General features: G+C 39.4%; 17 protein-coding genes. 4 read left to right on the top strand and 13 right to left on the bottom strand.

Annotation, left to right across the window (positions count from 1 at the left end; translation table 11 throughout):
• Nucleotides 1–152 precede the first annotated feature (152 nt).
• From MWU84_RS20455 to MWU84_RS20440, 4 genes are all read right to left on the bottom strand, one after another.
• Nucleotides 153–497, bottom strand: a complete 345-nt coding sequence (locus MWU84_RS20455) for an N-acetyltransferase (RefSeq protein ID WP_246905165.1) — start codon at nucleotides 495–497, stop codon at nucleotides 153–155.
• A 150-nt stretch (nucleotides 498–647) separates the two neighbouring features.
• Nucleotides 648–1517 carry a sulfite exporter TauE/SafE family protein gene (locus MWU84_RS20450; protein ID WP_246905163.1) on the bottom strand — a complete coding sequence of 290 codons (870 nt, stop codon included), beginning with the start codon at nucleotides 1515–1517 and terminating at the stop codon, nucleotides 648–650.
• A 118-nt stretch (nucleotides 1518–1635) separates the two neighbouring features.
• Complete coding sequence (locus MWU84_RS20445) at nucleotides 1636–2364, bottom strand: cysteine hydrolase (protein ID WP_246905161.1); 729 nt, start codon at nucleotides 2362–2364, stop codon at nucleotides 1636–1638.
• Between the two features lie 454 nt (nucleotides 2365–2818).
• The gene (locus MWU84_RS20440) at nucleotides 2819–3460 is read right to left on the bottom strand and encodes a peroxiredoxin (protein WP_246905157.1); all 642 of its coding nucleotides are present in this window, start codon (nucleotides 3458–3460) and stop codon (nucleotides 2819–2821) included.
• Nucleotides 3461–3546: 86 nt separating this feature from the next.
• On the opposite strand from MWU84_RS20440, the gene MWU84_RS20435 reads away from it, so the two are divergent.
• On the top strand, nucleotides 3547–4305 hold the full coding sequence (locus MWU84_RS20435) for a LytTR family DNA-binding domain-containing protein (RefSeq protein ID WP_246905154.1): 759 nt from the start codon (nucleotides 3547–3549) through the stop codon (nucleotides 4303–4305).
• Here the strand turns inward: MWU84_RS20435 and MWU84_RS20430 are convergent.
• Both MWU84_RS20430 and MWU84_RS20425 read right to left on the bottom strand, forming a co-directional pair.
• Entirely contained in the window at nucleotides 4297–5343 is a 1047-nt protein-coding gene (locus MWU84_RS20430) for a response regulator (protein WP_246905151.1), read from the bottom strand. The two genes, MWU84_RS20435 and MWU84_RS20430, sit on opposite strands and share 9 nt — an antisense overlap.
• Nucleotides 5333–11110 carry an ATP-binding protein gene (locus tag MWU84_RS20425; RefSeq protein WP_246905148.1) on the bottom strand — a complete coding sequence of 1926 codons (5778 nt, stop codon included), beginning with the start codon at nucleotides 11108–11110 and terminating at the stop codon, nucleotides 5333–5335. The genes MWU84_RS20430 and MWU84_RS20425 overlap by 11 nt, the downstream gene beginning before the upstream one ends.
• Before the next feature lie 410 nt (nucleotides 11111–11520).
• Here MWU84_RS20425 and MWU84_RS20420 point away from each other — a divergent pair, with 410 nt between their 5' ends.
• Nucleotides 11521–12303 carry an AraC family transcriptional regulator gene (locus MWU84_RS20420; protein WP_246905146.1) on the top strand — a complete coding sequence of 261 codons (783 nt, stop codon included), beginning with the start codon at nucleotides 11521–11523 and terminating at the stop codon, nucleotides 12301–12303.
• Nucleotides 12304–12685: 382 nt separating this feature from the next.
• The gene (locus MWU84_RS20415; RefSeq protein WP_246905145.1) at nucleotides 12686–13420 is read left to right on the top strand and encodes a cysteine hydrolase; all 735 of its coding nucleotides are present in this window, start codon (nucleotides 12686–12688) and stop codon (nucleotides 13418–13420) included.
• A 577-nt stretch (nucleotides 13421–13997) separates the two neighbouring features.
• Here MWU84_RS20415 and MWU84_RS20410 read toward each other — a convergent pair.
• From MWU84_RS20410 to MWU84_RS20400, 3 genes are all read right to left on the bottom strand, one after another.
• Nucleotides 13998–14162: a hypothetical protein gene (locus MWU84_RS20410; protein WP_246905144.1), complete on the bottom strand. Its 165-nt coding sequence runs from the start codon at nucleotides 14160–14162 to the stop codon at nucleotides 13998–14000.
• Between the two features lie 11 nt (nucleotides 14163–14173).
• Nucleotides 14174–14527 carry a thioredoxin gene (trxA, locus tag MWU84_RS20405; protein WP_348647881.1) on the bottom strand — a complete coding sequence of 118 codons (354 nt, stop codon included), beginning with the start codon at nucleotides 14525–14527 and terminating at the stop codon, nucleotides 14174–14176.
• A 508-nt stretch (nucleotides 14528–15035) separates the two neighbouring features.
• On the bottom strand, nucleotides 15036–15425 hold the full coding sequence (locus MWU84_RS20400; protein ID WP_246905142.1) for a DUF983 domain-containing protein: 390 nt from the start codon (nucleotides 15423–15425) through the stop codon (nucleotides 15036–15038).
• A gap of 144 nt (nucleotides 15426–15569) precedes the next feature.
• Between MWU84_RS20400 and MWU84_RS20395 the strand changes: the two genes are divergently transcribed.
• Entirely contained in the window at nucleotides 15570–16451 is an 882-nt protein-coding gene (locus MWU84_RS20395; protein WP_246905141.1) for an AraC family transcriptional regulator, read from the top strand.
• Between the two features lie 296 nt (nucleotides 16452–16747).
• Here MWU84_RS20395 and MWU84_RS20390 read toward each other — a convergent pair whose 3' ends face one another.
• From MWU84_RS20390 to MWU84_RS20375, 4 genes are all read right to left on the bottom strand, one after another.
• A complete protein-coding gene (locus MWU84_RS20390; RefSeq protein WP_246905139.1) occupies nucleotides 16748–18544 on the bottom strand; it encodes a neutral/alkaline non-lysosomal ceramidase N-terminal domain-containing protein in 1797 nt (598 codons plus the stop codon).
• A 49-nt stretch (nucleotides 18545–18593) separates the two neighbouring features.
• The gene (locus tag MWU84_RS20385; protein ID WP_246905136.1) at nucleotides 18594–21572 is read right to left on the bottom strand and encodes a PVC-type heme-binding CxxCH protein; all 2979 of its coding nucleotides are present in this window, start codon (nucleotides 21570–21572) and stop codon (nucleotides 18594–18596) included.
• Nucleotides 21573–21719: 147 nt separating this feature from the next.
• Nucleotides 21720–23144, bottom strand: a complete 1425-nt coding sequence (locus MWU84_RS20380) for a neutral/alkaline non-lysosomal ceramidase N-terminal domain-containing protein (protein ID WP_246905134.1) — start codon at nucleotides 23142–23144, stop codon at nucleotides 21720–21722.
• A gap of 190 nt (nucleotides 23145–23334) precedes the next feature.
• Nucleotides 23335–24525 carry an FN3 domain-containing metallophosphoesterase family protein gene (locus MWU84_RS20375; RefSeq protein WP_246905132.1) on the bottom strand — a complete coding sequence of 397 codons (1191 nt, stop codon included), beginning with the start codon at nucleotides 24523–24525 and terminating at the stop codon, nucleotides 23335–23337.
• Nucleotides 24526–24541: the final 16 nt, after the last annotated feature.

The following is a 24541-nucleotide window of genomic DNA, read 5'->3' as shown; positions in this document are numbered from 1 at the left end:
ACAATATCCTCTACCAAGTCGCTCGGAAGTTTACGACGAGCCATAATAGAAAGATAATCCTTGTGTCTAATGGACCACATTTGAGGATCCAATCCCGTTGATTTTACTATTGCTTCCATATTTTCAATTATTAAATTTTATTATAATTTTATTTAAGCCACTGGCTTGGCATAATGATCTAATGGACTATCCAAAGCCACCAACTTTTGGTACTGGGAGTTTTTTTGGAGGTATTTCTTTACCTCAGGGTCTATTGCTACGATCTTGAAATCTGCCTGATGAACATATTCCAACACCCGTTCGATCAGGGCATTTCCAACCTCAACCTTATTGAGATATTTGGATATTTCAAGTCTTTCCAAAACTATTCTACCCTTCTGTTTCATGTAGTATTCAAGTGAGGCGAGCTGGCCGTTTATGTGAAATTGGAAATAGTTTTTGCCGGCATCGGCCTTAAACACTAATGGCAAACGGTTAATATTGCTTTCTGGAAACATAATTTTATAGTTTTCTAGAGAAGGAAATACTTCCCTAAGTTGAAATATTTATAAAGTCATTAGAACCTGCACAGTCACTATATCCATTACAAAAATCATAGTTTAGTAGCTGCTATTTTTATTGGTAATTGCCGGATTATAGTAAAATTGCTATCCATTGGGATATACAAGATGGACCCCCAGCATTAGTAATCCTATTAGCATGAACAATACAGACAACCCAATTCTTAGATGGGCTTCAGGAAGAACCTTTTGTAATCGTGGACCTAATTGCCCTCCGATTAGAACACCGGGGATCGTAAACAAAACCACATTGGTGATTTGTGGCAAAACCCCTTCTTGAGCGTGAAAAAAGAATTGATAGAAATGTCCTGTGGAAGCAATCAATACTGTCAGTACCACAGTAAACACTGCGGTTGCAACCGCTACCGGTGTTGGAATTCTGCATCGCGAAACCAAATGATAGTCTATTAATTCACCCAACCCCACCGAGATTAGACCAACAAATGCCCCTCCTAGCAACCCAAAGAATCGGGCTATCGGCCTATTGCAATAGGTATATCTGAATTCCCGATGCCAGCGATCCACAAGACAAGTGGATTCAACGTAACTATCGGTTTCAACAGTCTGGCTTGGTAAGGAGGTAGCTTTATAATGGGCCCGTAATATCTGAATCCCGATATAGAGAATCCCTATGCCAAATACTATCTTAAGGATGTAGGCAGGAACAATAGGTGATATTAAAGCTCCCATAATGGCTGCGGGTATGGAATACTTTAATATGTCCAATCCGAGACTAAAATCAATTAATTTACTCCGTAAATAGGCTATCACCCCAGAGGTAAAACCAAAAAGTTCCGTCAACAAGGCCGTACCGATAGCGACCTGGGCCTCCAGACCCAAAACAAACATAAAGAGCGGGGAAAAGAAAATGGCTCCACCTACTCCTGAGGCCATAGCAGTAGTGGATATCGCAATGGATACAGGAAAAAGGTACCAAAGTTCAAAATTGAATTCCATATTGTATATTTTAAAAGAAGGGAGGCATTTTTAAACATACCTCCCTTCCAAACCAAACTAATTAAACACCACTAAGACGTTATCGTAAAAATGGGTCGACCCATTCATCAACCCTTAACTATTCTTCTGAAAGAATCCTACGAGCTTCCAACACTACCTCCAATTGACTTGTGGTATAGACCTCGCTTGCCATCATTACAAAATTTGTTTGGGCTGCCTGGTCTCCATCAAGGTTGGGCAATTTGGCGGAACCTGTCGCATCGCCAACCACAGCGACCTCAAATCCACATTCCAAAAGTTCCCTCATATGGGACTCCACACATAAATTTCCGGACATTCCGCCAAGTATTACCTTGTCAATCTTTTGTTTGCGCAATTGCAGGACCAAATCGTTATTCTCTGGGCCATATACCTTATGTGGACTCACCACAGTAACCCTCTCACCATCATTTATATAAGGCTTATACCTAGCAAGCCAGTCTGCACCAGATCCTTCAAAGTCCTCTACATTCAATTGATCTCCCCTATCGAACATATTAATATTGTGCATCAGTTTTTCCAAGGCACCCTCAAACTGCCACCCATGGTCGTGCTCATAGTAATAATGGGGAGAGACAAAAACGTGTATTCCATTCTCGACTCCTAGCCGAAATAAGGTTTCAATATTGTCTACGGTATTATTTTCCATAACACTTTCTCCAACAGCACCCCATGCTACGCCATCAGGGCTTAAAAAATCATTTTGTGGATCTACAATTACGATCGCCGTATGACGGTCAATTTCAAATCCCGATACTGGTAATTGCGCGACTTCCTTTCCTTGGTTTGCTTTTTCTGTAGAATTCATGATGTCTCCTTTTCTTTTAGTTAATTGTATATTTATTCAATTTTAGATACTGTAAATCTCCATGTAATTTGGAATACATACTTTACCTTATTTGCCAAAATGTTTAGAATTTGCTTAGAGGGTGCTTGATTTATCGTACTACAAACGTTTAGGGTCGTCAAGGGTAATCAAATTTCTATCGATGGTCTAGTAACTATAAAATGGTAGTCAGAAGGACTGTTTATTTTGTAGGTGGGTGTCAACATTTGGCAGACAAATTGGAATCATCATGTATTCCTTTTAATCATGTACAAGGTTTGGTATAAATTGATGTGGTGTTCGTTTTTGAAGTTTTAAAACGCCTAATCATAATTAATCTGGACTTTTAATTTTAAATCCAAATAGTATCCAATAAGGGGGTATAAGAAAAAATGGATTAGAGGATTCTTGGAAAGCTTAATTGTGCAATGGAAAACTAATTTTTGATGGAGGGATCTCCTGAAAATCGAAGGTATGGAACTCCCTTGCCCTTGGGATCAGAGTATTGTACATCCAATTGATTGTCGGACACATTGGGATCTAACAGTACGTCCTTTTCAGGAGTCCAATTTGCCGGTGTAAGTACATGGTGTTCGGCGTGTAATTGAAGGGCATCTACCGCACGCAAAATTTCATCGAAATTCCTTCCTATCGCCATTGGATAGGTAAGTTGAAGTTGTATGTCCTTATGCGGGCCGATTATATAAACCGAACGCACCGTATGTTTACTGGAAACGCCTTCGTGAATCATCCCATATAGCTTAGCGATTGTCCCGTCCACATCCGCAATGATAGGGAAACGCACGGATACATTCATGGAATTTTCAATATCTACTTTCCAGCCCATGTGGGATTCCAAGCTATCAACACTCAAGGCGATGGCTTTCACATCCCGTTTGGAAAATTCCATTTCCAACTGAGCTACAACACCTAACTCGGTGGTGCACACAGGTGTATAGTCTTCCGGGTGGGAAAAAAGTAAACCCCAAGAATCCCCAAGCCACTGGTGAAATTTAATTTTACCTTCTGTTGTAGTAGCTTCGAAATCCGGTGCCTTATTTCCAATTCCTAAAGTCATGTATAAATCCCTGGTTATGAACGCAAAATAAAAATATTTATACAAATTTTTCTATATTTAGGTGATTAATTCTAATATTACCTGTAATGGACCCCCGAATTAGTGCAATTCTAGTGGATGACGAACAGCGGCATCACGATATACTTGAAAAAATGCTGGTAACATTTTGCCCTAATGTAAATCTGACCGGTCATGCATTTTCCATAAACGAAGCAATTTCCCTGATCGAGAAGGAGCGGCCAGATCTGGTATTTTTAGATATTGAAATGCCCGATGGAAACGGTTTTTCCCTTTTTGAGCATTTTGAGGAACCACCCTTTGAGGTCATTTTTACTACGGCCCATGACCTTTATGCCATTAATGCCATTAAATATGCGGCCTTGGACTACCTCTTAAAACCCATAAATATTCAAGAATTGAAGCAAGCTGTTGCACGCGCGGCCAAAATTCTTGCTAAGCAGGCGCCTTCCAGAGGGGGAGAATACCAAGTGCTCAGGGAAAATATGCAAATACAGGACAGGAAATTTACCAAAATTGCCCTTAGATCTTCTGAAGGAATCGATTTCGTAGAAGCCAACCAATTGCTTCGTGTGGAGGCCAATCACGTCTATTCCAACTTTTATCTTGATAACGGCAAGATGATAATGGTCTCCAAACCGCTGGGAGATTTTGAACCATTGTTGGAATCCTGTAATTTTTTTAGGGTACATAAATCGCATATGGTCAATCTGGATCACATTAAAAAATATGTCAAAGGCAAAGGTGGCTATCTAATCCTAAAAGATGGGTCCCATGTAGACGTATCCGTGAGAAAAAAAGAGGAATTACTCAAAAGGTTAATGTAGATCATTGGGCAAAGAAAGTTTCACCAAAGTACCCGCAGGCTTCCCTCCCTCCAACAAATCTTCCACTATAACACTAAATTCATCCCCTCCAAATTCCATCTTCAATAGCTCCAAACGCGCTTCAATATTGGACATGGCAACGGATCTATGGTGTTTTCCTTTGATTGTAGAAGCCTTTTCCCTTCCTATTCCATTGTCCTGAATAGTACAGCAGATCAAGTTCTTTGTTTCCACAATTTCCAGAATGAGGAGACCAGGTTTGGTAGATTTGCGCAACCCATGAATGATGGCATTCTCCAGATAAGGCTGGATAAGCATGGGAGGAATCATTATATTTTCCGGGGTAGAAACCTTTACTCGGACCTCATAGTTAAAGATATGGTTAAACCGAGCTTTCTCAAGTTTTAAATAGGTATTCAAAAACTGAATTTCATTTGACAGCGTAATATGCGGGACCATGGAATTTTCCAGATTTTGCCGCATCAGACCAGCAAATTCGGAGAGAAAGTCAAGCACCTTTTCTGTTTCGTTTGCCAAAACGAATTCCTGAATGGAGGAGAGTGAATTGAAAATAAAATGAGGATTCATTTGGGAAGACAACATTTTCATACGCGCTCTAAGAGCCTCATGTCGTCGCTGATTTATTTCACTTTGATGGAACCTGGAGGCAGATATCACCGATCTTACACGAGCCTTTAGTATCTCATGATATATTGGTTTTCTGATGTAGTCGTTAGCCCCTAAATCAAAACATTTGGAAAGCGTTTCATCTTCTTCCTCCGCACTAATAATAATCACTGGAAGTGATTGGTATTTTGGGTTTGCCCTAATTTGTCTCAATAATTCGTAGCCGCTAAGCCCCGGAAGGTTTACATCCAATAGTACCAAATCAAATTGTTGATTGGACAGCCGCTGGAAGAGAAACTGTCCCTTTGGAATAAAAGAGATATTGTACCCGGCATCTGCCAGAACGTGATTCACCTGTTCCAGCACTTGACGGTTGTCGTCCACTATAAGAATAGAACCGCTATTTGGCATCCAAAGTACTGGTTAAAAATTCCTGTAATGCCAGATCATCACCAGTGTATATGGCATCCTCCAATTTACTAAACACATTTGGCGGCAAAATATCGCTCAAAGTTCCAGCCACCGTAACCAACTTTTCGGTTTCAAAAATTGGCAGACTTCTTAAGGTCTCCAGGGCGTTAATTTTCTGTTCCAATAGTTTTGCATTAAGAACCTCTACCCTATTTGAAGGTTCCGTTGTTTCGGGCAGGTAACGTTTAAGTAGTTCAACCAATTGCCCCAATTGAATAGGCTTGGTAAGATATGCCGAAAACCCTGCCTTGAGTGCGGCTTCCTGATGCTCCTTGAAGGCATCGGCAGATAACCCTATTATTGGTACTTTATGGTTAAATTTACGTATCTTGACCAGTGTTTCAAATCCGTCAATCTTAGGCATATGGATATCCATAAATATAATATCCGGATTAAAGCGTTTAGCAATAGAAATACCCTCCTTCCCATTACTTGCCACGAGGATCTCCGATCCCAGTTCGGCAAAAAGCGCACGAATCATTTCTTGATTCAAAGGATGATCCTCAACCACCAGAATCTTACTGGTCAAAGGTACCCTGTAGTTGGCGAACAATACTTCTGGATGCTCTGATTGGGAGGTGGTAGCCAAGTCATAGGGGATCCGAATAGTAAAGCAAGTACCTTTCCCCTCCTCACTTTCCACACTAACACTACCTTTTAGGTTTTCAACCAAGCTCTTGGTTATAGCTAGTCCAAGACCGGTCCCTCCATATTTTCTATCAGTTCCAGCATCAGCCTGGGTAAAAGGTTCAAAAATCCTCTCCAAATCAGAGGAAGGAATACCAATTCCCTGATCTGAAACTTTAAATACTAAAAAACTCCCTTCAACATTTAAATTAAGACTAACACAATTTTTAGGCGGGGTGAATTTTATGGCGTTACCAATAATGTTCATCAAAATTTGTTTGATTTTGCTCCGATCCGAACGTATATAACGTGGAGTACCGGGAGCCATGTCGTAAATCACTCTCACTTCCTTGGCTTTCGCAAGACTATTTTGAATACGGTAAACAGACAGGAACAATTGCCTAAGGTCCATATCCTCTAGAGAGATAGCCATTTTACCTGCCTCTATTTTGGACAGATCCAGTATATCCTGGATTATTTCAGAAAGAGATTCAGCGCTTTGATAAATATTACTTAGGTATCGGCGAAAGGAATAAGTTAAATCAAGGGATTTACTCTGGTTGGCCAAAATTTGTGCAAATCCTACTATCGCATTTAAAGGAGTACGTATTTCATGGCTCATATTGGCCAGGAATTGTGATTTTGCCTTATTGGCATTGTCTGCATCATCCTTGGCAAAAATAAGGTCTCGCTCCGCTTCCTTCCGCATCTCGATTTCATGTCGTAGATGCTGTGTTCGTTCCTTGATCTTCCCTTCCAGAGCCTGATTGAGTTTTGCAAGCTCTTTTTGGGAAGTTGCCAATTCCCGGTTTAAGTTTATGGCTTGTTCGTACAGAATTGAATTGGCAATAGAGATGGCAGCTTGTGAGGCAATAACGCGCAACACCTCCAGGCCTCCTTCGGTAAACATCCCTGTCATTTGGCTATTGGCAATATATAACACTCCAATAAGGTCATTCTGCTTAATAAGAGGTAATAACAACAAGGAACCAGTTGTAGTGGAGCCGGAAAATTCCGAACTGGTATAGTACTCCGCTAAATTGTCTATACACAATTCCTTTTTGCTTAAAATCACATGTTCAATCAAGCTAATTGGTAAGTTGGTCGATGTACTTAAATCATAGTCGGAAAATCGTATATTGGAGGAATTGCTTAAATCAATAAAGGCCGCCACATTTGGCTCGGAATCATTTAGTAAAACAAGAGCGCCCTTATCGGCCCCTGCGTTTTCCATTACAACCTGTAAAAGGTATTGCACAAGTCGGTCCTGATTAACTTCTGCAGAAATCGCCTGAGTAGCTTTTATCAAGCTCTGGAAATCAAAGCCAAGTGCCTGATTACTATAAATTTCCGAAGTCACTTGCGGGTGTATCTTATCTTTGGTTTCCCCGAGTTTCACCCCCCAAGATACAAATACCCTAACAGCTTCATTCTTAAGGGCAATCTTTAAAAATCCAAATCGCTCCTTTGGCAAAGCCCTTTGAAGGACGTCTGTCAATAAGGCTCTGGCAGCTATATGACCACTGCTTTCCGTAAATCTAAGTGCATCCTCGATCTTATCCGTTAAGTTTTGAAAGTCTCCCGTTTTACATGCCATTAAGAGCTCTACCGTCTGATATTCCGCCCAAAAATTATCCGGTAAGGTTTCTGTCCAATTCCTTAGGTGTTCCTGCCTTGATGCAACACGGGTAAAGACATTTTCATCTGGACTCTTCAATAACATAAGGTCACAAACCGACTGCAGGATGCGATACCTAAAAAACTGGGGTTCTGAGGTAGCGTATTGCAAAATTGCTTCATGTTGTCTATAATATTGGTCCGCCTTCCCATAGTTTCCTTCCAGACAATACACCCACCCCACAAGTATATGGTAACTTGCCAATGAAGCTTGACAATTGCATTCTTCCATATACCGTAATGCCCTTTTCTTGTTCTGGGCATAAAATTTAGAACTGTGCCCGCCCAACATATGGCCTATGGTCTTTAGCAAAAAAACCTGTGCAGTAAACCCTTTATGGGAATTGATACCTAAGGTGTCCAGGGATTCATCACACAACCTAAGAAAACCCTTGATTTCTACACCGGACAACAATCGGTTCCGAATTTTAGCATACATTAGATTGTTTGCACCTTGGGAATCACCCCTTTCAATACAATACTCTTTTCCCAAATCCAAATCATTCTCAAGCACCTTGAACTTTTCCCGGAAAGGACTCATTGAAATATGGTATACGGACAATGTTCGTGTATAATACTTGTGAGAGACAGTAGCATCCAACATATTCAATCCTAAATCACCCAATTCCAGACCTTTGGCATAAGCCCCGTATCTATAACAAAGCAGTGAACCCAAATGAATCAGGGCAAAGGGTGTTGAATCAATTGCCCCATTTAGAAACATTAGCCTTCCCAGCCTAAGTAGAATCAAAGCATACAAGTCTTGATTGGAGCGATGTGCAGAGGTACACATGTTCACTAGTAAGACCATCTCGTACCGTTTTACTTCTGAAGGGACATTGTCCTTGGCCATAAAACCCTCAAAGCCATCGGAAAGGGCGTTCCGAAATTTTTCATATTCCAAATCAATGATTTCCGTAAGTTCCATATCGTCATTTGCCATCCCCAAAGGGGCACCCAATGCCTTGAGTGCACATAAACCTTCTTCTATGTTCTCATCGTATCGCGAATAGGCTTCATAGAACTTTAAATTCAAAAGATATACCTCTTGACTTTGCTTTACGCCAGAAGAGGCTTCCAGGGCACGCTGTGCGTATGTCTTCCCTTCTTCCATGGACTTCAAGAGATAGCATGCCTTGGCAAGTCCATACAGAACCTCAAAGACAAAGGTGTCCAAATTGAACTTTTCCTGCAATTCCAAAGCAAAATCCAAATACTTTCGGGCCGTTGACGGTGAATTGGAGTCGTTGGCCAATTGCCCGGCTTGTAATATGAAGCCAATAGCACGAACGACAGTTTCCCGTTCTAAAAGGCTACGGGACTGAAGCAAATGTTCTATGCATTGATTCAATCCGATAGAGTCATTAAACTTTCCTTTATCCAAATGATACTTGGCCAAGGCATAGTGCAAAGCTTCATGCGTAATATCAAAACTTGGTATTTTCAGGTATAAGGCCGCTTGTTGAATTCCTTTGTGGTTAAAGGCGTATGAAACATGGCCTCCATCCGTCCTTGTAAGCTGTCCTGCCTCGGTCAATAATTCCAAAAAAAGAATAACAATTTCTTCTGGAAAATTACAGATAGAAGCTAACAAAGGTACATTAAACCGTCCGTTGTTGTTAGCCGCCACCTTTAGTAATATTTGGGCTTGATAAGATTGCGTTAGTAGTTGCTTTGCATATATGGCTACCATATTCTCAGCCACTTCCTGCTGCTTTACACTTTCCAAATTGTATTGCCAGCAATGTCCGACATTATCGTAAGTCAAGACTTTGTCCTCCTGAAGCGATTCCAGAAAATGTTGAATATAATAAGGATTTCCATTGGTTTTTTTATAAACTACATTTGCCAAATCATCGATATGCCCACTTTCTGCGGATAAGGAATCTACTACGATTTGCTGTGTAGCTTCAGGGCTCAAAGGCTGCAACAGAATGATGGGCAGGAACTTATTGGCATTTTGCAGTCTAAGTTGAAACTGCCGCAAAGCATGATTCTTTGACATGCCATCCGGATTATAGGAGAGCACAAACATAACCCGTGAAATTGGGGCCAATGCCATATACTCCAACAGTTTCATTGACGAAGGGTCACACCATTGAACGTCGTCTAAAAAGACGACGCGCTTTAACCCAATACCATCCAAAGTACGGCAATAACGAGCGAAGCAGTTCATAAAGCGATCCCCTGTTTCCAATGGTCCCAGTTCCTCTGGCGGCGGAAGGCTTCCTGTAAGTTCCTTTAAGTCCGGTATTAGTTCGAACAAGACTGACAAATCTGATTTCAGTCCAGAAATTAAGATATCGCGGATTTCGGAATGACTTCGACCTGACTTAAGTAATATTCTTTGCGCGACATTTTGGAACGCGCGTTGAATTGCACGATATGGGGTGGATTGGGCCTGATCAAATCCTCCCATCGAGAAAAGTACATCTGTTTCTGCAATGGCAGATTCAAAGGCTTTGCCCAAACGTGTCTTTCCTACCCCGGATGAACCCTCCAAGAAAACCACAGCCGATGCCCCTTCACGAATCTCATAATATATGTCCAACAACTTTTTAAGCGCATCTTCCCTTTCGAGAAGTATCTGGGAAACATTAATTACCCCTGGATTGTAGGTAGTACTTAATTTGGGAATGTCTTCAAATTCTCCTCTGCTAAGCCGGAATTGTAGATTTGTCAAATCCCTCAAAATTCCATGGGCAGATTGGTAACGGTCTTCCAATTTTTTTTCCAGAAGTCCACGGATTATTACATAAATCCCAGTGTGCTGCCAGGTAGCTTCCGCCCAATCTACCTCATAAGGCTCGGTTAAGTGTTTATATAGGACTTCCTGCTTATCACTTGCTTTTATAAAATGTTCTCCTGTAAGCCAATAATGAAGTAGAACCCCCAAACCATAAAAGTCCGCCCTATGGTCCGGTTTTACATTGCTTCGCTTGCTATACTCAGGAGCAAGAAAATGGAAATATTGATCTTGATACTTAGTTAAATCATTTTTGGAATACTCCTTTTGAAGTAGATTAAGGCCAAGAACAATAAGCTTTCCGTTGCGACCAATCATAATACGGTTGTCACTGAGTACGCCAAAGCAATATTTGGCCTGATGTACGGCAAGAATCGCCTTTGTAAGAACTATGGCCCGATTGAGATAATCGATGAATTCGTTTTGAGTTTTGGGGGCTTTGGGAAATTTCTTGGCCGGCAAAGGCACATGGTAAGTTACCCTTTCAGGGCTCAGAGAGACCAAATCCCTTATTCCGACACTTTTAAAAAAAGAAGTTTCAGCTAAGCTCTGAATCAATACCGTTTGGATTTCTCCAGACGTCGTTTCTTCTATCAGACACATATCCGAAGACAAACTAAATTTAAGGTCTATACCTTTAATTCTGATCGGTTTCATTAGGTATCTATTTGGAATACAATTTACTAATTTCAATTTAATTCAATGGAACGATAAGAAGCTAAACCGCTACGTTAAGAAGAATGTTAGCATACCCCTGCGATTCAAAAGCTGAAAAAACCGCAAAAACAGCTTATAAAACCTATCAAAACGTCAAAATTTAGCCTTGGCCTGTACACTGGGAAGAAAAACGTCTTCACTGGGAAAAAGTAGCTAGTAAAGCGGTGGGGTGCGTATTACTTTTGAAATGTGCTATTTGTGGAACCTGCAGGATACACCTTAATAGCACAGGTTAAAACACAAGTCTAAAAACTAGTGAACAAATCTAAAGACACATTGAAACGTTTCCAACAAACCGGTACTATGGAACGCTTCAAAAACAATTTGCAAACCGTAAAAAAAAAGAAAACATGAAATACGTAAGCCATATCCACCAGGGAATATTAGACAGGAAATCCATCAAAAATCTTGTGCACAAATACCCAATTATTCTATTTCTTATAGAAGATGGGAAAAAATCAAAGAAAGAATCGGTGTCCGGTGAGAATTACCAATTTATCTATACTTTGAATCCTATGCCGAATTTTAAGCCCAAGACTCCTTTGGTCTTGGGTATGCATAACGGTGTTTTTGGAACTATGAAACCTGAAATGGAAATTGAGAGGTTCGAACCTATACCTATTTTGGACAGTCCTTTAAGCAATCAACTTACCCTCTATCTGGTACAGGAACTGCTATTTTGTCCAAATGAAGATAAATCCTATCTGGAAAATATGATAGCCACCATGGCAGACCTCCTTGTGAAAAGGTATTATTTGCAAGAGGAGCTTAGTTGTAACTTGCAAATGGGGCTAACACCTTTCCTGGTTCAGAAAATACAGCACTATGTTAAAAAACATATTGACCGCCCTATTCTTACCTCCGAACTGGCTAAAGTAGCTCGACTAAGCCTTCACCATTTTATAAGGGTTTTCAAGAAAACAACGGGAGAAACACCCCACCAATTCATAATGAGGCTAAAACTGGAACATGCAAAAAAGCTTCTAATATCCACAGAAGATAGTATAATACAAGTGGGAATGGGTGTTGGCTGTGATAATCCAAGTCATTTCTCCCAATTGTTCAAAACCAATTTCGGTATACCTCCATTGAAATTCAGGAAAGCCTATCACATTAATATGTTATCTGCTTGATATACATGTAGTTAAAGCTACATACAACACCTCTATCAGACACAAAAAAAACACATCCAATAAAGGACTCAGTTTACAATGCCTAAAGCAAGTCCTTTTTCCAAAAATAAAATTGAAAGACTATGAACATAATGCACACTTTAAAATTAATCATACAGCCCTCTCGGAAACAAAAGACTTCAGCATTAATAACTGACAATTTCCAAGAAGCCAGACATTGTGAGAATCTTGAGAACATGGAGGATTTTTTTGACGATACAGGCTTATTCATCTAGTGCAAATGCATGAAGTCCATGAGGCTGACACCTTATACATTGAAAGACATGCAACGAGTGCAATTTATATTAATTAGAAACACATTTTAATCCTTAATACATATATCATGAAAATTACATTCATTAAATCAATGCTATTATTAGCGTTTTTAACAACAACTACCAACGACTTATTTGCCCAATTACCAGAGCCCGGATTTGTAATAGACGGTAATACGGCAATAGTCATCACTGATCCCCAAAATGACTTTCTAAGTCCAGATGGGGTGGCTTGGGGAGCCGTGGGGGAAAGTGTAATGGAGAACAATACCATTGAAAATTTGGAGACCATTTTTAAACTTGGTGAAAAACACGATATCCCCGTTTTTATCTCCCCACATTACTATTATGAGCACGACCATGTTTGGAAGTTCGAGGGCACCTTGGAAAAGTTGATGCACAACATTTCCATGTTCGATCGAGGGGATCAACTGAATGTAAAAGGATTCGAAGGATCGGGAGCGGATTGGCTGCCCAGATATAAAAAGTATATCAAAAAGGACAGGGTGGTAGTTACAAGTCCCCATAAGGTATTTGGTCCGGAGTCCAATGACCTTGCACTTCAATTGAGAAAGCAAAAAATAGACAAAGTGATTTTGGCCGGGATGTCCGGTAATCTTTGTGCCGAATCCCATATGAGGGATCTTATTGAAGCCGGATTTGAGGTTGCTGTGGTCGGCGATGCCACAGGATCGGCCAAATTACCTGGTTTGGACGGAAATCAGGCTGCCCAGACCAATTATAAAATGGTATCGAGCAAAGTTTACACTACTATGGATCTTGTAAAGGAACTTGATAAATAAAAGCCTTGGCATACATAAAAGTAAAGGAAAAATAGTCTTGTAAAAATCATACTATAATTACTTGTTAAATATATCAGTCGGCAAGTCATTAAAGATCAGTTTAGCCTAGAATTAATTCCCTGACACGTACCTTAACTTCTAAACAAGATGCTTATTAAATAAGTCTTTTATTATGCAAAATGTGGTTTGAACAAAAAAGTGGATGACCTCCATGCTTCAAACCACATTTTTTTATATTATTGACCACTAAAACACCTAAATTATATTGGACTATTTATCCTTTACTGTGTTTTATAATTTCCATGTTCCTTCTTGCAAAAATCAAAAATGATTCTAATGTCTTTCTGCTTTTTATTAGGGAACTAAAAAGCCACATCATTGTTACACATAAAGGGCCTTGATAACTTCCTTTTACAAATTCATAAATTCTAATGAATTGGGACTATTGGCCCCATCCGATTAGTGAGGTATAGAATATTGAAAACTCACTTATAATTAAGAAAGGAATTGCCTTCTTAGACAATTCCTTACCAAAATTCGAATTAAATATTATTGGATTCCAAACTATATTCCTACTCTACCTTATTCTACTAAAAACAAAGGACATTTTGTCTGCGCAATAAAAATCATGATGTGCATGTCCATCACAATAATTCTTAGTATCATGGGAATCAGGAATTATTTCCTGCTGTAGATTCAATACTCCGAGCAACAATAATTTCAATTTGCCAACTATTTTCATATAACTTGTTTTTAATTAAGAACTTTTGCTATTTTTTCCCTTAACACGCTATCTGAAGTCAATCCAACTACTCGATCTACTATCTCCTCATTCTTGATAAAGAATAAGGCCGGAATACTTCTCACTTGAAATTGTGACGCTAATTCCTTGTTTTCATCGATATTTACTTTCTGAATTTCAACACTTCCTTTGTACTCTTCCGAGAGTTTTTCAACGACAGGCAATAATGCCTGACATGGAGGACACCAGTCCGCGTAAAAATCCAATAATACAGGTTTCTCCTGTGCTATTAAGCTATCATAATCCTTCTTGTTTTCTACTTTTTTCATAATTAAATTTTTAAGATTAAAGTGCAAATTTATCACAAGGGATTGTGCTGATGTTAGGCGAGAATTCCACTTCGATTGGCAATACTTCCCTCCTCGAATAATTAATTAAACATTAAGGAAGCCAGCATAGTTTGAACCACATTTAATGACAGCCAAGTATTTAATAATTGCTGGTAAGAGTATTAACTGGCCAGTTTTAGATCCAATATTGAGAAACCTATAAGGTCATACCCCTATTTTATCTAATTGATCATGATTACCTCAATTAATCCATAAGTGAAGTATATCTTTCTCTACCCGAAAAAGAAGCTTGATTTATAAAATGTAGCTTACAAAAAACCGATTAAATTATCTAGTAAGTAAGGTCATAACGGCCGTATATACATGCGTGAAATGGACAGACCCTTATAGACAACGTCCCTATACTTTTTTCGAAAATTTTGATGTATAATTTTGAAATTGTGGTGCCTACAATAGGAGTGTGTTGAAATGGAATCCTTATATGAATTGAAAATTGTAATTCGGAATGATAACAAATGCTATTTTATTCCGATTCAATTTTCTTCTTCCCATAAGACTTGAACATATTAATCCAAATATTTCTAGAAATTCTTAGGATAATTGGTAACGAAATTACCATGACGGCCACTATAATGCAATATGTTGTCACCAAACTGAAATCAAAAATTAGGTAACCCAATACAAATGCTGCTGAAGCAAAGGTTAAACCAACAGGATAGCTTACATACATGGCACCATAAAAAAAGGACGGTTCAATCTTGTATTTAGTATTGCAAATAGCACATCTTTCCTTCATTTTTAAAGTACTTTGAAGCTTGTATGGATTTGGTTCCGTATACATACTTTCGTTTTGACAAACAGGACATGTACCTGAAAAAATACCATAAACCTTTGTTCCCTTTAAAAATTTCATTTTTAATATCATTTAATCAATATACGCCCGAAATAGTTCAATTTTAAAGTTTTTACGCTCACAAAGTTCGGAAAATATTATACTTATTAGTTTACACAATACACTCCATTTTTTGTACATTTAAGACATTTTAAAAAACGCATTGTGATTCCTATCCTGAACATTGAACAGTTTGACAAAGAAATCAATTCCAAGGATGTTTATAGTAACGAGTTGGCAGTACATTTACGAAAAAACAGCAAATTCGTTCATAGTGCGCATAGGCATGACTTCTTTTTATGTGTAGTATTTTCGGCAGGCACAGGTATCCATGAGATCGACTTCAATCATTACGCTATTCAACCTGGATGTGTATTTTTTTTGAAACCCGGCCAAACCCATTTATGGAAATTTGAGAGTGCTCCCGAGGGATATATATTTTTTCACACAAAGGAATTTTTTGAATATGGCTTTTCAAACACCGAAATCACTCAATTTCCATTTTATTATTCCAATGAAAATCCTCCAAACCTTCAGTTGACATTGGACGAATTGGCATTAATTAAGAGTCGTTTTAAAGAAATAAATCTTGAATATAATACTAGTGCCACCTACAAGGAGCAAAAATTATGTAGTCTTATTAATCTTGCCTATATCGATTTGGCTAGGTTATATACTAATTTTGAATCCTATACAATTGCCGGGTCAACCACCTACCTTAAAACCCTAAGAGTATTGGAAACACTGATTCAAGAGTTTTACAGAAGCGAAAAATCGGTCGCGTTTTACGCTGATAAACTGAATATCACTACAAAGCATTTAAATAGAATCACCAACTATTCCTTAGACAAAACACCGTTGGAACTTATTAATGAACGTATTATTTTGGAGGCAAAGCGGCTTTTGGTACATTCAGAGGATTCTTTAATGGAAATTTCCGATTTCTTAGGCTTTAATGATTACGCTTACTTTTCAAGGGTGTTTAAATTGAAAACAAAATCCTCACCATCGGATTTTAGGAATCATTATAAAAAGAGAACTATTTAAATAATATTAGGCATGGAGTTATTTCCAAAAAATAGGAAATTAATGGATATAAAGTCTAAAAATCACTATCATTAAAGTGTCAGGATCAATGCTGCAAAATCAAAACCAAGCAGCTAGATTTGCTGATTTTTTATTTATTCCAAAGCCCAAACAGGCTTGGATTTTCCATAAATAAACTACCGCTGTTCAGACCCGAAAGACATTGAAAGGATCCTCATTTTAGATTTCGAAACCCGCCTGAATGGATACGGGCAGGCAAGGGTCGGAGCAGTCAAATCTCGATAATCGAGATTTGACTATTGCCCTTTGACTATTCTTAGTTTTATTTCCCGAAGGTCTAATAGTGCACCTTTGTCAAAATGTTTATTTGCCATGAACACGATTTTCTGACGGCCTGCCCTGAGATGAATGGAACCTACCTTTTCTGCTTTGAACGTTTCCCATGATCCGCTAGGTGCCACTATTCCGGTCAGTTTTTGACCTTTTGCTTTTAGAAGAAATTCCTTTCCTGCTTCTTCATCCGAAACGGACCATTCAAGGATTACTTCATAGTTGCCCGCCCTTTCCACGTCCACATGCCAATCTACTCTATCTTCTGAAGTAAACCACCCAAAGGCTGACCATTCGGGCATATATTTAATTTCCGGTCCTTGGGCATAGCCCTTTCTGGCAGTGAGCCTTAATGAGCCATCCGCATCCGATCGAATTAGTTCAGGCCTATTAACGACATCTGTCTTGGTATTATAAGTTTTAATGCTCCGCATCTCACCTTGCAAATATCCCAAAACAGACTCCTTTAAATCACGCTCACCAGATGGAGTATAAGGAGACACCACCTCTACCTCGTATCCCCCATGTTGAAATGCTTTTTCTGTTGGAAGATACCCTAGCCATCCGTTGGTATAGCCGTAGTAAAAAGTATAGGGAAAGGGAGAGCGATCACGAATTTCATTGGAAATTTCACAAAACAGCTCAACAGGCAAACTCCAGATCGCAACATCCTCATTAATCTTTAGGAATCGTACAGGGAGTCTTACCAAATTAGCTCCGAATTTTGTTGTTCGTGTATATTTATCCAGATCAGAAGGCCATCCCAAATTGGCTTTTCGGGGTGTTTCCAATATCAAAGAACTAGTAAATAGTTTTACTTTATCGGTAGTAGATAAAATTTTATTATTAGCCTCAAGAATCTTATCCCCTAATAACAATTTGAATTGATTTAGGTACCCCGATCCGGTATTTGGATAAACACTGTAAATAGGAGCAATATTACCTGCCGCACCATTAATATAAAGCATAGGGACACCTGTTTTTTGCTCAACATATTCCGCAACTACTCCTTGTGCGTCTGCACTGATTTCTGTATTATCCGGGCCAAATACAGTGCCATGCATCGCATAGTTGGCGATCAAAGCAATTGGCGTACCATCTTCCTTGTCCAGCCGGATCAAACCAATTCTGCGATCCACAGGTAGATCAGGATTCATACCAAGAGAAGCCTTTCCATTTTCATCTATAGCGCGCCGGTTGATATTTGCCATCGAAAATCCCCAGCCTACACCTAGACGCGCCGGAACTAATTTACTGCGGGCCTCAATAATGCCATCTACCAGTGAACGTGCAACAAATGATTCATAATCAGTATCCACCTCATGCTTATAACGTTCTCCCATAAAAACTTCCGGCAATCCCGGAACCCCTAACTCGGGGGCAGAATGGGTGTGAGATAAAGACCACCAAAAATTTGATGGATCGATCCCGAGTTCTCGCTGAAGCATAGTAGCAACGTGGTCATATTCGGAAGGTGACATAACACAAAAATCAGATTGTACCAGAAAAAACTGAGTAAGCCCGTCGTCAAGTGCCACTATACGATGATAAATACGGTCACGAACACCCGTTGACTCTCTTGGGCCATACCCCAGTAACCATTTTGAATCACCCGGTTCGGGCGTAACATCTACTTTTACAACTGATGCACGGAAAAGACCTGTATGTTCAGAATTAAAAGTAGGGAGTGGTTGACCTAATATATAAGGAGTATTCAATAAAAAAAGGAAAACGATTACAATAAAAAACAATTTCTTTTTCATGATATATATAAAGATTTAAAAATGACGGCCTCAAAAATTTTCTACTCATTCAATTTTGCCGTAAAAAACTAAGCAGGTCTGCCATTTGTTGTTGATCTATATTTTTTTCCAAACCTGAAGGCATAGCTGAAACATTTGCTGTTTTCAAAGTTTTTATTTCCTCACGATTAATTGTTATGTCCGGTTTCCCGCTGTTGACCAGTGTAATCGCAGTGGGAGTTTCGCTTTTAATAATACCTTGAACAGATTTCCCCGTATTCAATTCAACATTCCAAAGATCAAAGCCAGCTGATATAGATAAATTTGGATCAAGTATATTGGCCATGATATCTTCTTTCGTCCAACTATGTACCGATCCAAGATCAGGACCGATATCTAGGCCAATTTTTCCCCTTATCTGGTGGCAAATCACACAACTCTGTGCATACACTGTTCTACCATTCAATGGATCTCCCGTTAAATTAAGGGCCTGTTGGTACTTTTCATTTACCTTTTTTCCCTCTTCCTGGCTACGTGTAAAAATCGCTCTCGCTCGATTACGTAGTTTTTTATCGGTTTGCATCATTAAACCTACACTGCCATAATAGCTAACACTGTTTGGCAAGATCAAATCTTTTTCCATTGCCGTTAACAACAAATTGACCCGCTCAGGTTTGCCCATAAAAGTTTCTATTGCCGCGTCCCTTATTTCTGGAGTAAGTTCCTGCCAATGTCGAATAATATATTGACTCACAGAAGTACCCGGCACTAAGTTCAGCGTCCGTACAGCTGCCAATTGCACTATGGATGGTTCTTGGGGGACAAGTAACTTCTCAAGAATAGACACATAATCGGAAGGATCGCCCAGAGCGAGAAAATCGATGGCGTCAGCCCTTCTATCCGCTTTGTGAATAGTATCTTTTATAATCAATAGTGCTTTCTCTATGGACTGGTCCTTCAATGATTCCTCTGATATCCCCCCTACTTTTAATACATGATAGGAGGCAGTTCGCGTTTGGGATGAACTGTTTTCAAAGAAGGTCCGCACCAACCTCTTTTGAAGGTTGGGAGAGATCTGCAATGGTGATTTTCTGTTCCTTAGTCCCTGGGATAATCCTTCAAGAATAGCAACATTACTTTCTAAATTTATATCATCGGGAGTTGTTGCTTGTTGAATTAATGGGTAAATATTGTCAGTACCTCCGGTAATCCCTATCATGGATGCAAGTCGTTGGACCAATGACGAGTAGGCGGGTATTTCAGAACGAAATCTTGCAAGTACTACATTTAATAAAGATGAAGTTTCGGCTCCGGCAGACAGTGCTGCAATCTGAACCCATTTATCATCAATATCCTCAAACAACAATTTTGTTCTGGCCTCAACAGATTGAGGTGTATTTACAAAACCCAGTGTTAACAATAATTGAAATCTTACTCTCGCGTCAGGATCAGTTTGTAAGCTAAGCAATGTATCCGTTAACTGCGGTGAAGAGGACAGATGCAATTCAGCTAAACGAATAGCGTTTTCCCTTATTCCAGCAACCGGATCTTTTAAGGCTTCTATAATTAAAGAAGGTTCGAGAGAATCCATCCCCTCCAATGTCCAAAGTGCATGAAGACGTCCGATGTCAGAGGAGGCATTTTTTGCCATCTGGATTAGCCCTGGAATTGATTTCTTGTCATTACGATCGACCATTAGTCTCTGGGCATTGAGCCTCCACCAATTATTTTTATGGGCAAGATTCGCGATCAGTTCGTTATCGCTTGCATCACCTAGCTTTAACCCTTTTGTCCATTCAGCAGGTTTGGCGTCTGTCGGAGTAACACGAAAGATGCGGCCCATATCGGAACCGGCATACAGGCCTCCTGCAGCGACTGCTTCATCGGCCATCCATTCGGGGGATTCAATAACCTTTCTGTAATAATCCAAGACGTAGAGTGCACCATCAGGGCCCACATAAAAGTTTACGGGCCTCGCCCAGGCATCGGTCGAGGAAAGAAATTCTTTTTGTTCCAAGATTCGGCTCGCAGTAAAGCTCGTTCCGCTATCTTCAAGTACGTCAACATGGACCAGGTTATACACAGGTTCCGCTATAAAGGTTACATTTTCATTATAGGGTGCTGGAAATTCCCCACCCAGGTATGCGGTAAGTCCACTCCCCGAGGTCATCATCCCAACCCCGGACAGCAATTGGCGATCAGGATGGATAGTGGTAGGAAATACCTCCGGCGCATTCAAATGATCGGACATATCTTGCACCGCATCAGAAATTGGCAAGGCCGAGTTTCTTTTAAAATAGCGGTTTGCTATGACTTTCTGGTATCCCTGATTGGAATTGTTGCATCCGAACCAGTGCCCCCATACGTCAAAAGTATGGCCAAACTGGGAACGACTTGAGGTCATTTCAATTTGTTTTTGATCAGGCCGAAAGCGAACGGAAAGTCCATTGGCATTCTTTGGCAAACTAGCGCTACCAGGTGAGGACGGGAAAATGATTTCCGACCCTTCGTCACCAAACTCTTCCTTATACTTTTGTGTGGATACGGATCCCTCGTGTGCTAGGTAAATCCAATTATCCAATCCATATACTGGATTGTTTACATTATGTTGAGGATTGGACAAAGCAAAACCCGTAAGTACTGTATCCCTAACATTTGCCTGCCCATCGCCATTGGTGTCTTCGAGATATAAAACATTAGGGGCATCTGTAACCAATACACCTTTTTTCCATCTCATAATACTATTAGGAAGTTCAAGATCTTCTGCAAAAACTGTTCTGTTATCCATAATTCCGTCTCCATTTGAATCGGTGAGAAGTATTATTTTACCAGTACCACTTCTGTCAAGGGGGTATCCGTGCATCTCAACCACATACATACGCCCATATTCATCTATTTCCATATCTACAGGATCAGAGATCAAAGGCTCGGCAGCAATCATCTCGATCTTAAAACCATCAGCAATCTGGTAGGTTGAAAGTGCATCTTTTGCTTCCACCGGGATTGAATCCGTTTCCGTCTTATTTTCACAAGATAAAATGCTTATCATCGAAAAGATGAAAAAATAATGATAAAAGATTTTTTTTAAAATAGTGTTGTAATACATTTCAAATATTAATTAATGCAAATGGTTGATTATCGATTATTAAATTGTTCTAAAACAACTCTTTCATTGATCCATGCTGTTTATAATGGGTTATCTTTTTCGTTTTTGCTGTAGCTTAGTTCCAACAGGTGATTGCTGGGTCTGCATTTCTCCCTGTAAATAACCGACAACCGACTCTGTGAGATCTCCTGCAGCAGAAGATGTAAAAGGTGAAACCATTTCTACTTCGTATCCGCCATGGGGCCATGCTGATGCCGTAGGCAAATAACCAAACCAGCCATTAGTGTATCCGAAATAAAAGGTAAACGGGAAAGGGGAGCGGCTTCGAACTTCATTGGACACTTCACAAAAAAGCTCAATAGGAGCACTCCAAATGGCAATATCCTTATTAATCTTTAAGAACCTCACCGGGAGCTTGACCATATTAACTCCAGATTTCGTCGTATTCGTGTATTTACTTAGGTCTGATGACCATTCCATACCAGGTTTCCGTAGTGTTTCTACTGTTAGAGAACCTGTAACCAATTTTATACTATCTACATCAGTCTCAATTTTTTTGTTAGCCTCCAATATCTTGTCCCCCAATAACACTTTGAATTGACTTAGGTGCCCCGCTTGGGCATTTGGATACACGCTATAAATAGGTGCAATGTTGCCTGCCGCACCATTAATATAAAGCATAGGAACACCTGTTTTTTGCTCAACATATTCCGAAACAACTCCTTGCGCATCACCACTGATTTCTGTATTTTCCGGACCAAGCACAGTGCCATGCATAGCATAATTGGCGATCAAAGCAAGTGGAGTTCCATCTTCTTTATCGAGCTTAAGCAGTCCTATCCTCCGGTCAACGGGCAAACCAGGATTCATACCAAGAGAAGCCTTTCCTTTTTCATCTATAGCGCGACGGTTGATATTTGCTTGAGAAAACCCCCACCCTATACCAAGCCGTGCAGGAACAAGATTTTTACGGGCTTTTAAAATACCGTCAATCAACTTTTGTTCAGCCATGGCTGTATAAACTGAATCAACAGTATGGCCAATTCGGTCGCCAAGATAAATACCATATTGGCCAAAAACCCCAACTTCCGGAGCGGAATGTGTATGTGTAGTTGACCACCACACATTTAATGGATCAATGCCATATTCCTTCTGAAGCCGGGATGTTACCTTATCATACTCTGAAGGTGAATAAAGACAAATATCTGATGATACTATAAAGAACTGCGTCGTTCCATCATCTATGGCTACAATTTGATGATAGATTTTATCCATAACTCCTGTGGACTTCCGTTCACCATAGCCAAGCAAGTATTGCGAGTTGGAGGGAGTAATATCTTCTTTCACTACAGCGGCTCGAAATTGTGCTTCCGCTGCCGGGCCATTGAAAAGTATTGCACATAGCAGTAATACCAATTGCAGAAATGAGAATGAAGATAGTTGTCTAAATCCCCGTAAACCAAAATGATACTTAGGGAACTTATTTTTTGAATTAATGATTTTTGTGTATTCCATAGCTGTAAAAAATTAAAATTAACGTCATTCAGACAGGTGAAACCAGTATGCATTGCCTACCCGGCATCAAGAGTGGGGTTGGTGTGAGAGGCGCACACCATTCCCAACTTATGGTCGAAGATCTCCACTCGATTAGCAAATGTTTAATGATTCCGTTTTAGTTTCCTTATTTTTCTTAGATATTAGAAACCTATTTATATTTCTCAATAAACATATTTAATACCTCTTTTGAATCGATGTCAATTCCTTTAATTTTAATTCCTGTTTTATCAATTAAGAGATTATATCGAGTCTTATGGTCTGCAACTAGAATGGGAAAATTATTTTCTTCACTCTTTGGAGTTTGAAATGAGAAATGGTGTGTATGGCCAGATACCATTAAATCAATACCCGCCTTGTTAAGTATTGGTACAAACTTTAATCTTACTTCAAGATCCCCATGCCATTCTTGTCCTCTGTTGTCATCATAGGGTGGAATATGCATAAAAGCTATTTTATGTTCGGCATTTTTAAATTCATCTGATTTTACGACTTCTGATAACCATTTGGCCTGTTCGCTACGATATGCATCAAAATCTGCAAATCCATTATATTCTATATCAGAATCAGCCTTATCCTCACCTGAATCCAATATAATAAAAAACGTATTTCCTATTTTATAGGTATAATAATATTTGTCTTCAGGGAAGTGAAAGTATTTTTTTAATTCATGTGCCTTTATACCTCTTGTTTCATGATTTCCTCTTACAATGACCAGCGGTTTCTTTTGAGCAAATATATTGACACATGTATCCAGCACACCTCCGTATAAATCCGATTCTGATTCAAAGGAATCTACAAAGTCTCCATCCAATAGAACAAAGTCTGTTTTATCCCATTCAACTCCTTTCAAAAGGCTACCTACTTTTGCCGTATTTTCATGCATATCACTAAGTACTACAACCGATATTTGATCTTTTTTTAATGGCTGTGTCGTAAAATAAAGCGGTTCTCTTTTATATACTCGGGTTGCCACCGTTTTTCCAAAACTCCTATCTTCTTTCACTTCTTGAGAATAGATGCGGTAGGCATATTTTGTCCCAGGTTTCAAGTTTTTTAGTGTCACACTATGCAATAAACTTATATTCTTAAGTCCATCGGATGCATCAAATATTTTTTCTCTTTCTTTTTGATAAAAATTTGACCCGTCTTCTACATAGTATTCAACCCATGATATAGTATTTTTAGAAGTACTCCAACCTATGGTTACCTCATTAGAGGTTACGTATTGAAGATAAGGCCCATGAGAAATCTCAAGATTTTGGGCGGATATCCATTGAGCTGAGTAAAGCAACAAAGTAATCGTATAAAAAATACTTCTGATGTTGATTTTATTTCTCATAAAGAAGTTGTAATTT

It is taken from the genome of Arenibacter sp. F20364 (assembly GCF_023015905.1).
Taxonomy (GTDB): Bacteria; Bacteroidota; Bacteroidia; order Flavobacteriales; family Flavobacteriaceae; genus Arenibacter.
The sequence above is the reverse complement of the archived record's forward strand: the minus strand, read 5'-3'. Positions and strand labels throughout refer to the sequence as shown.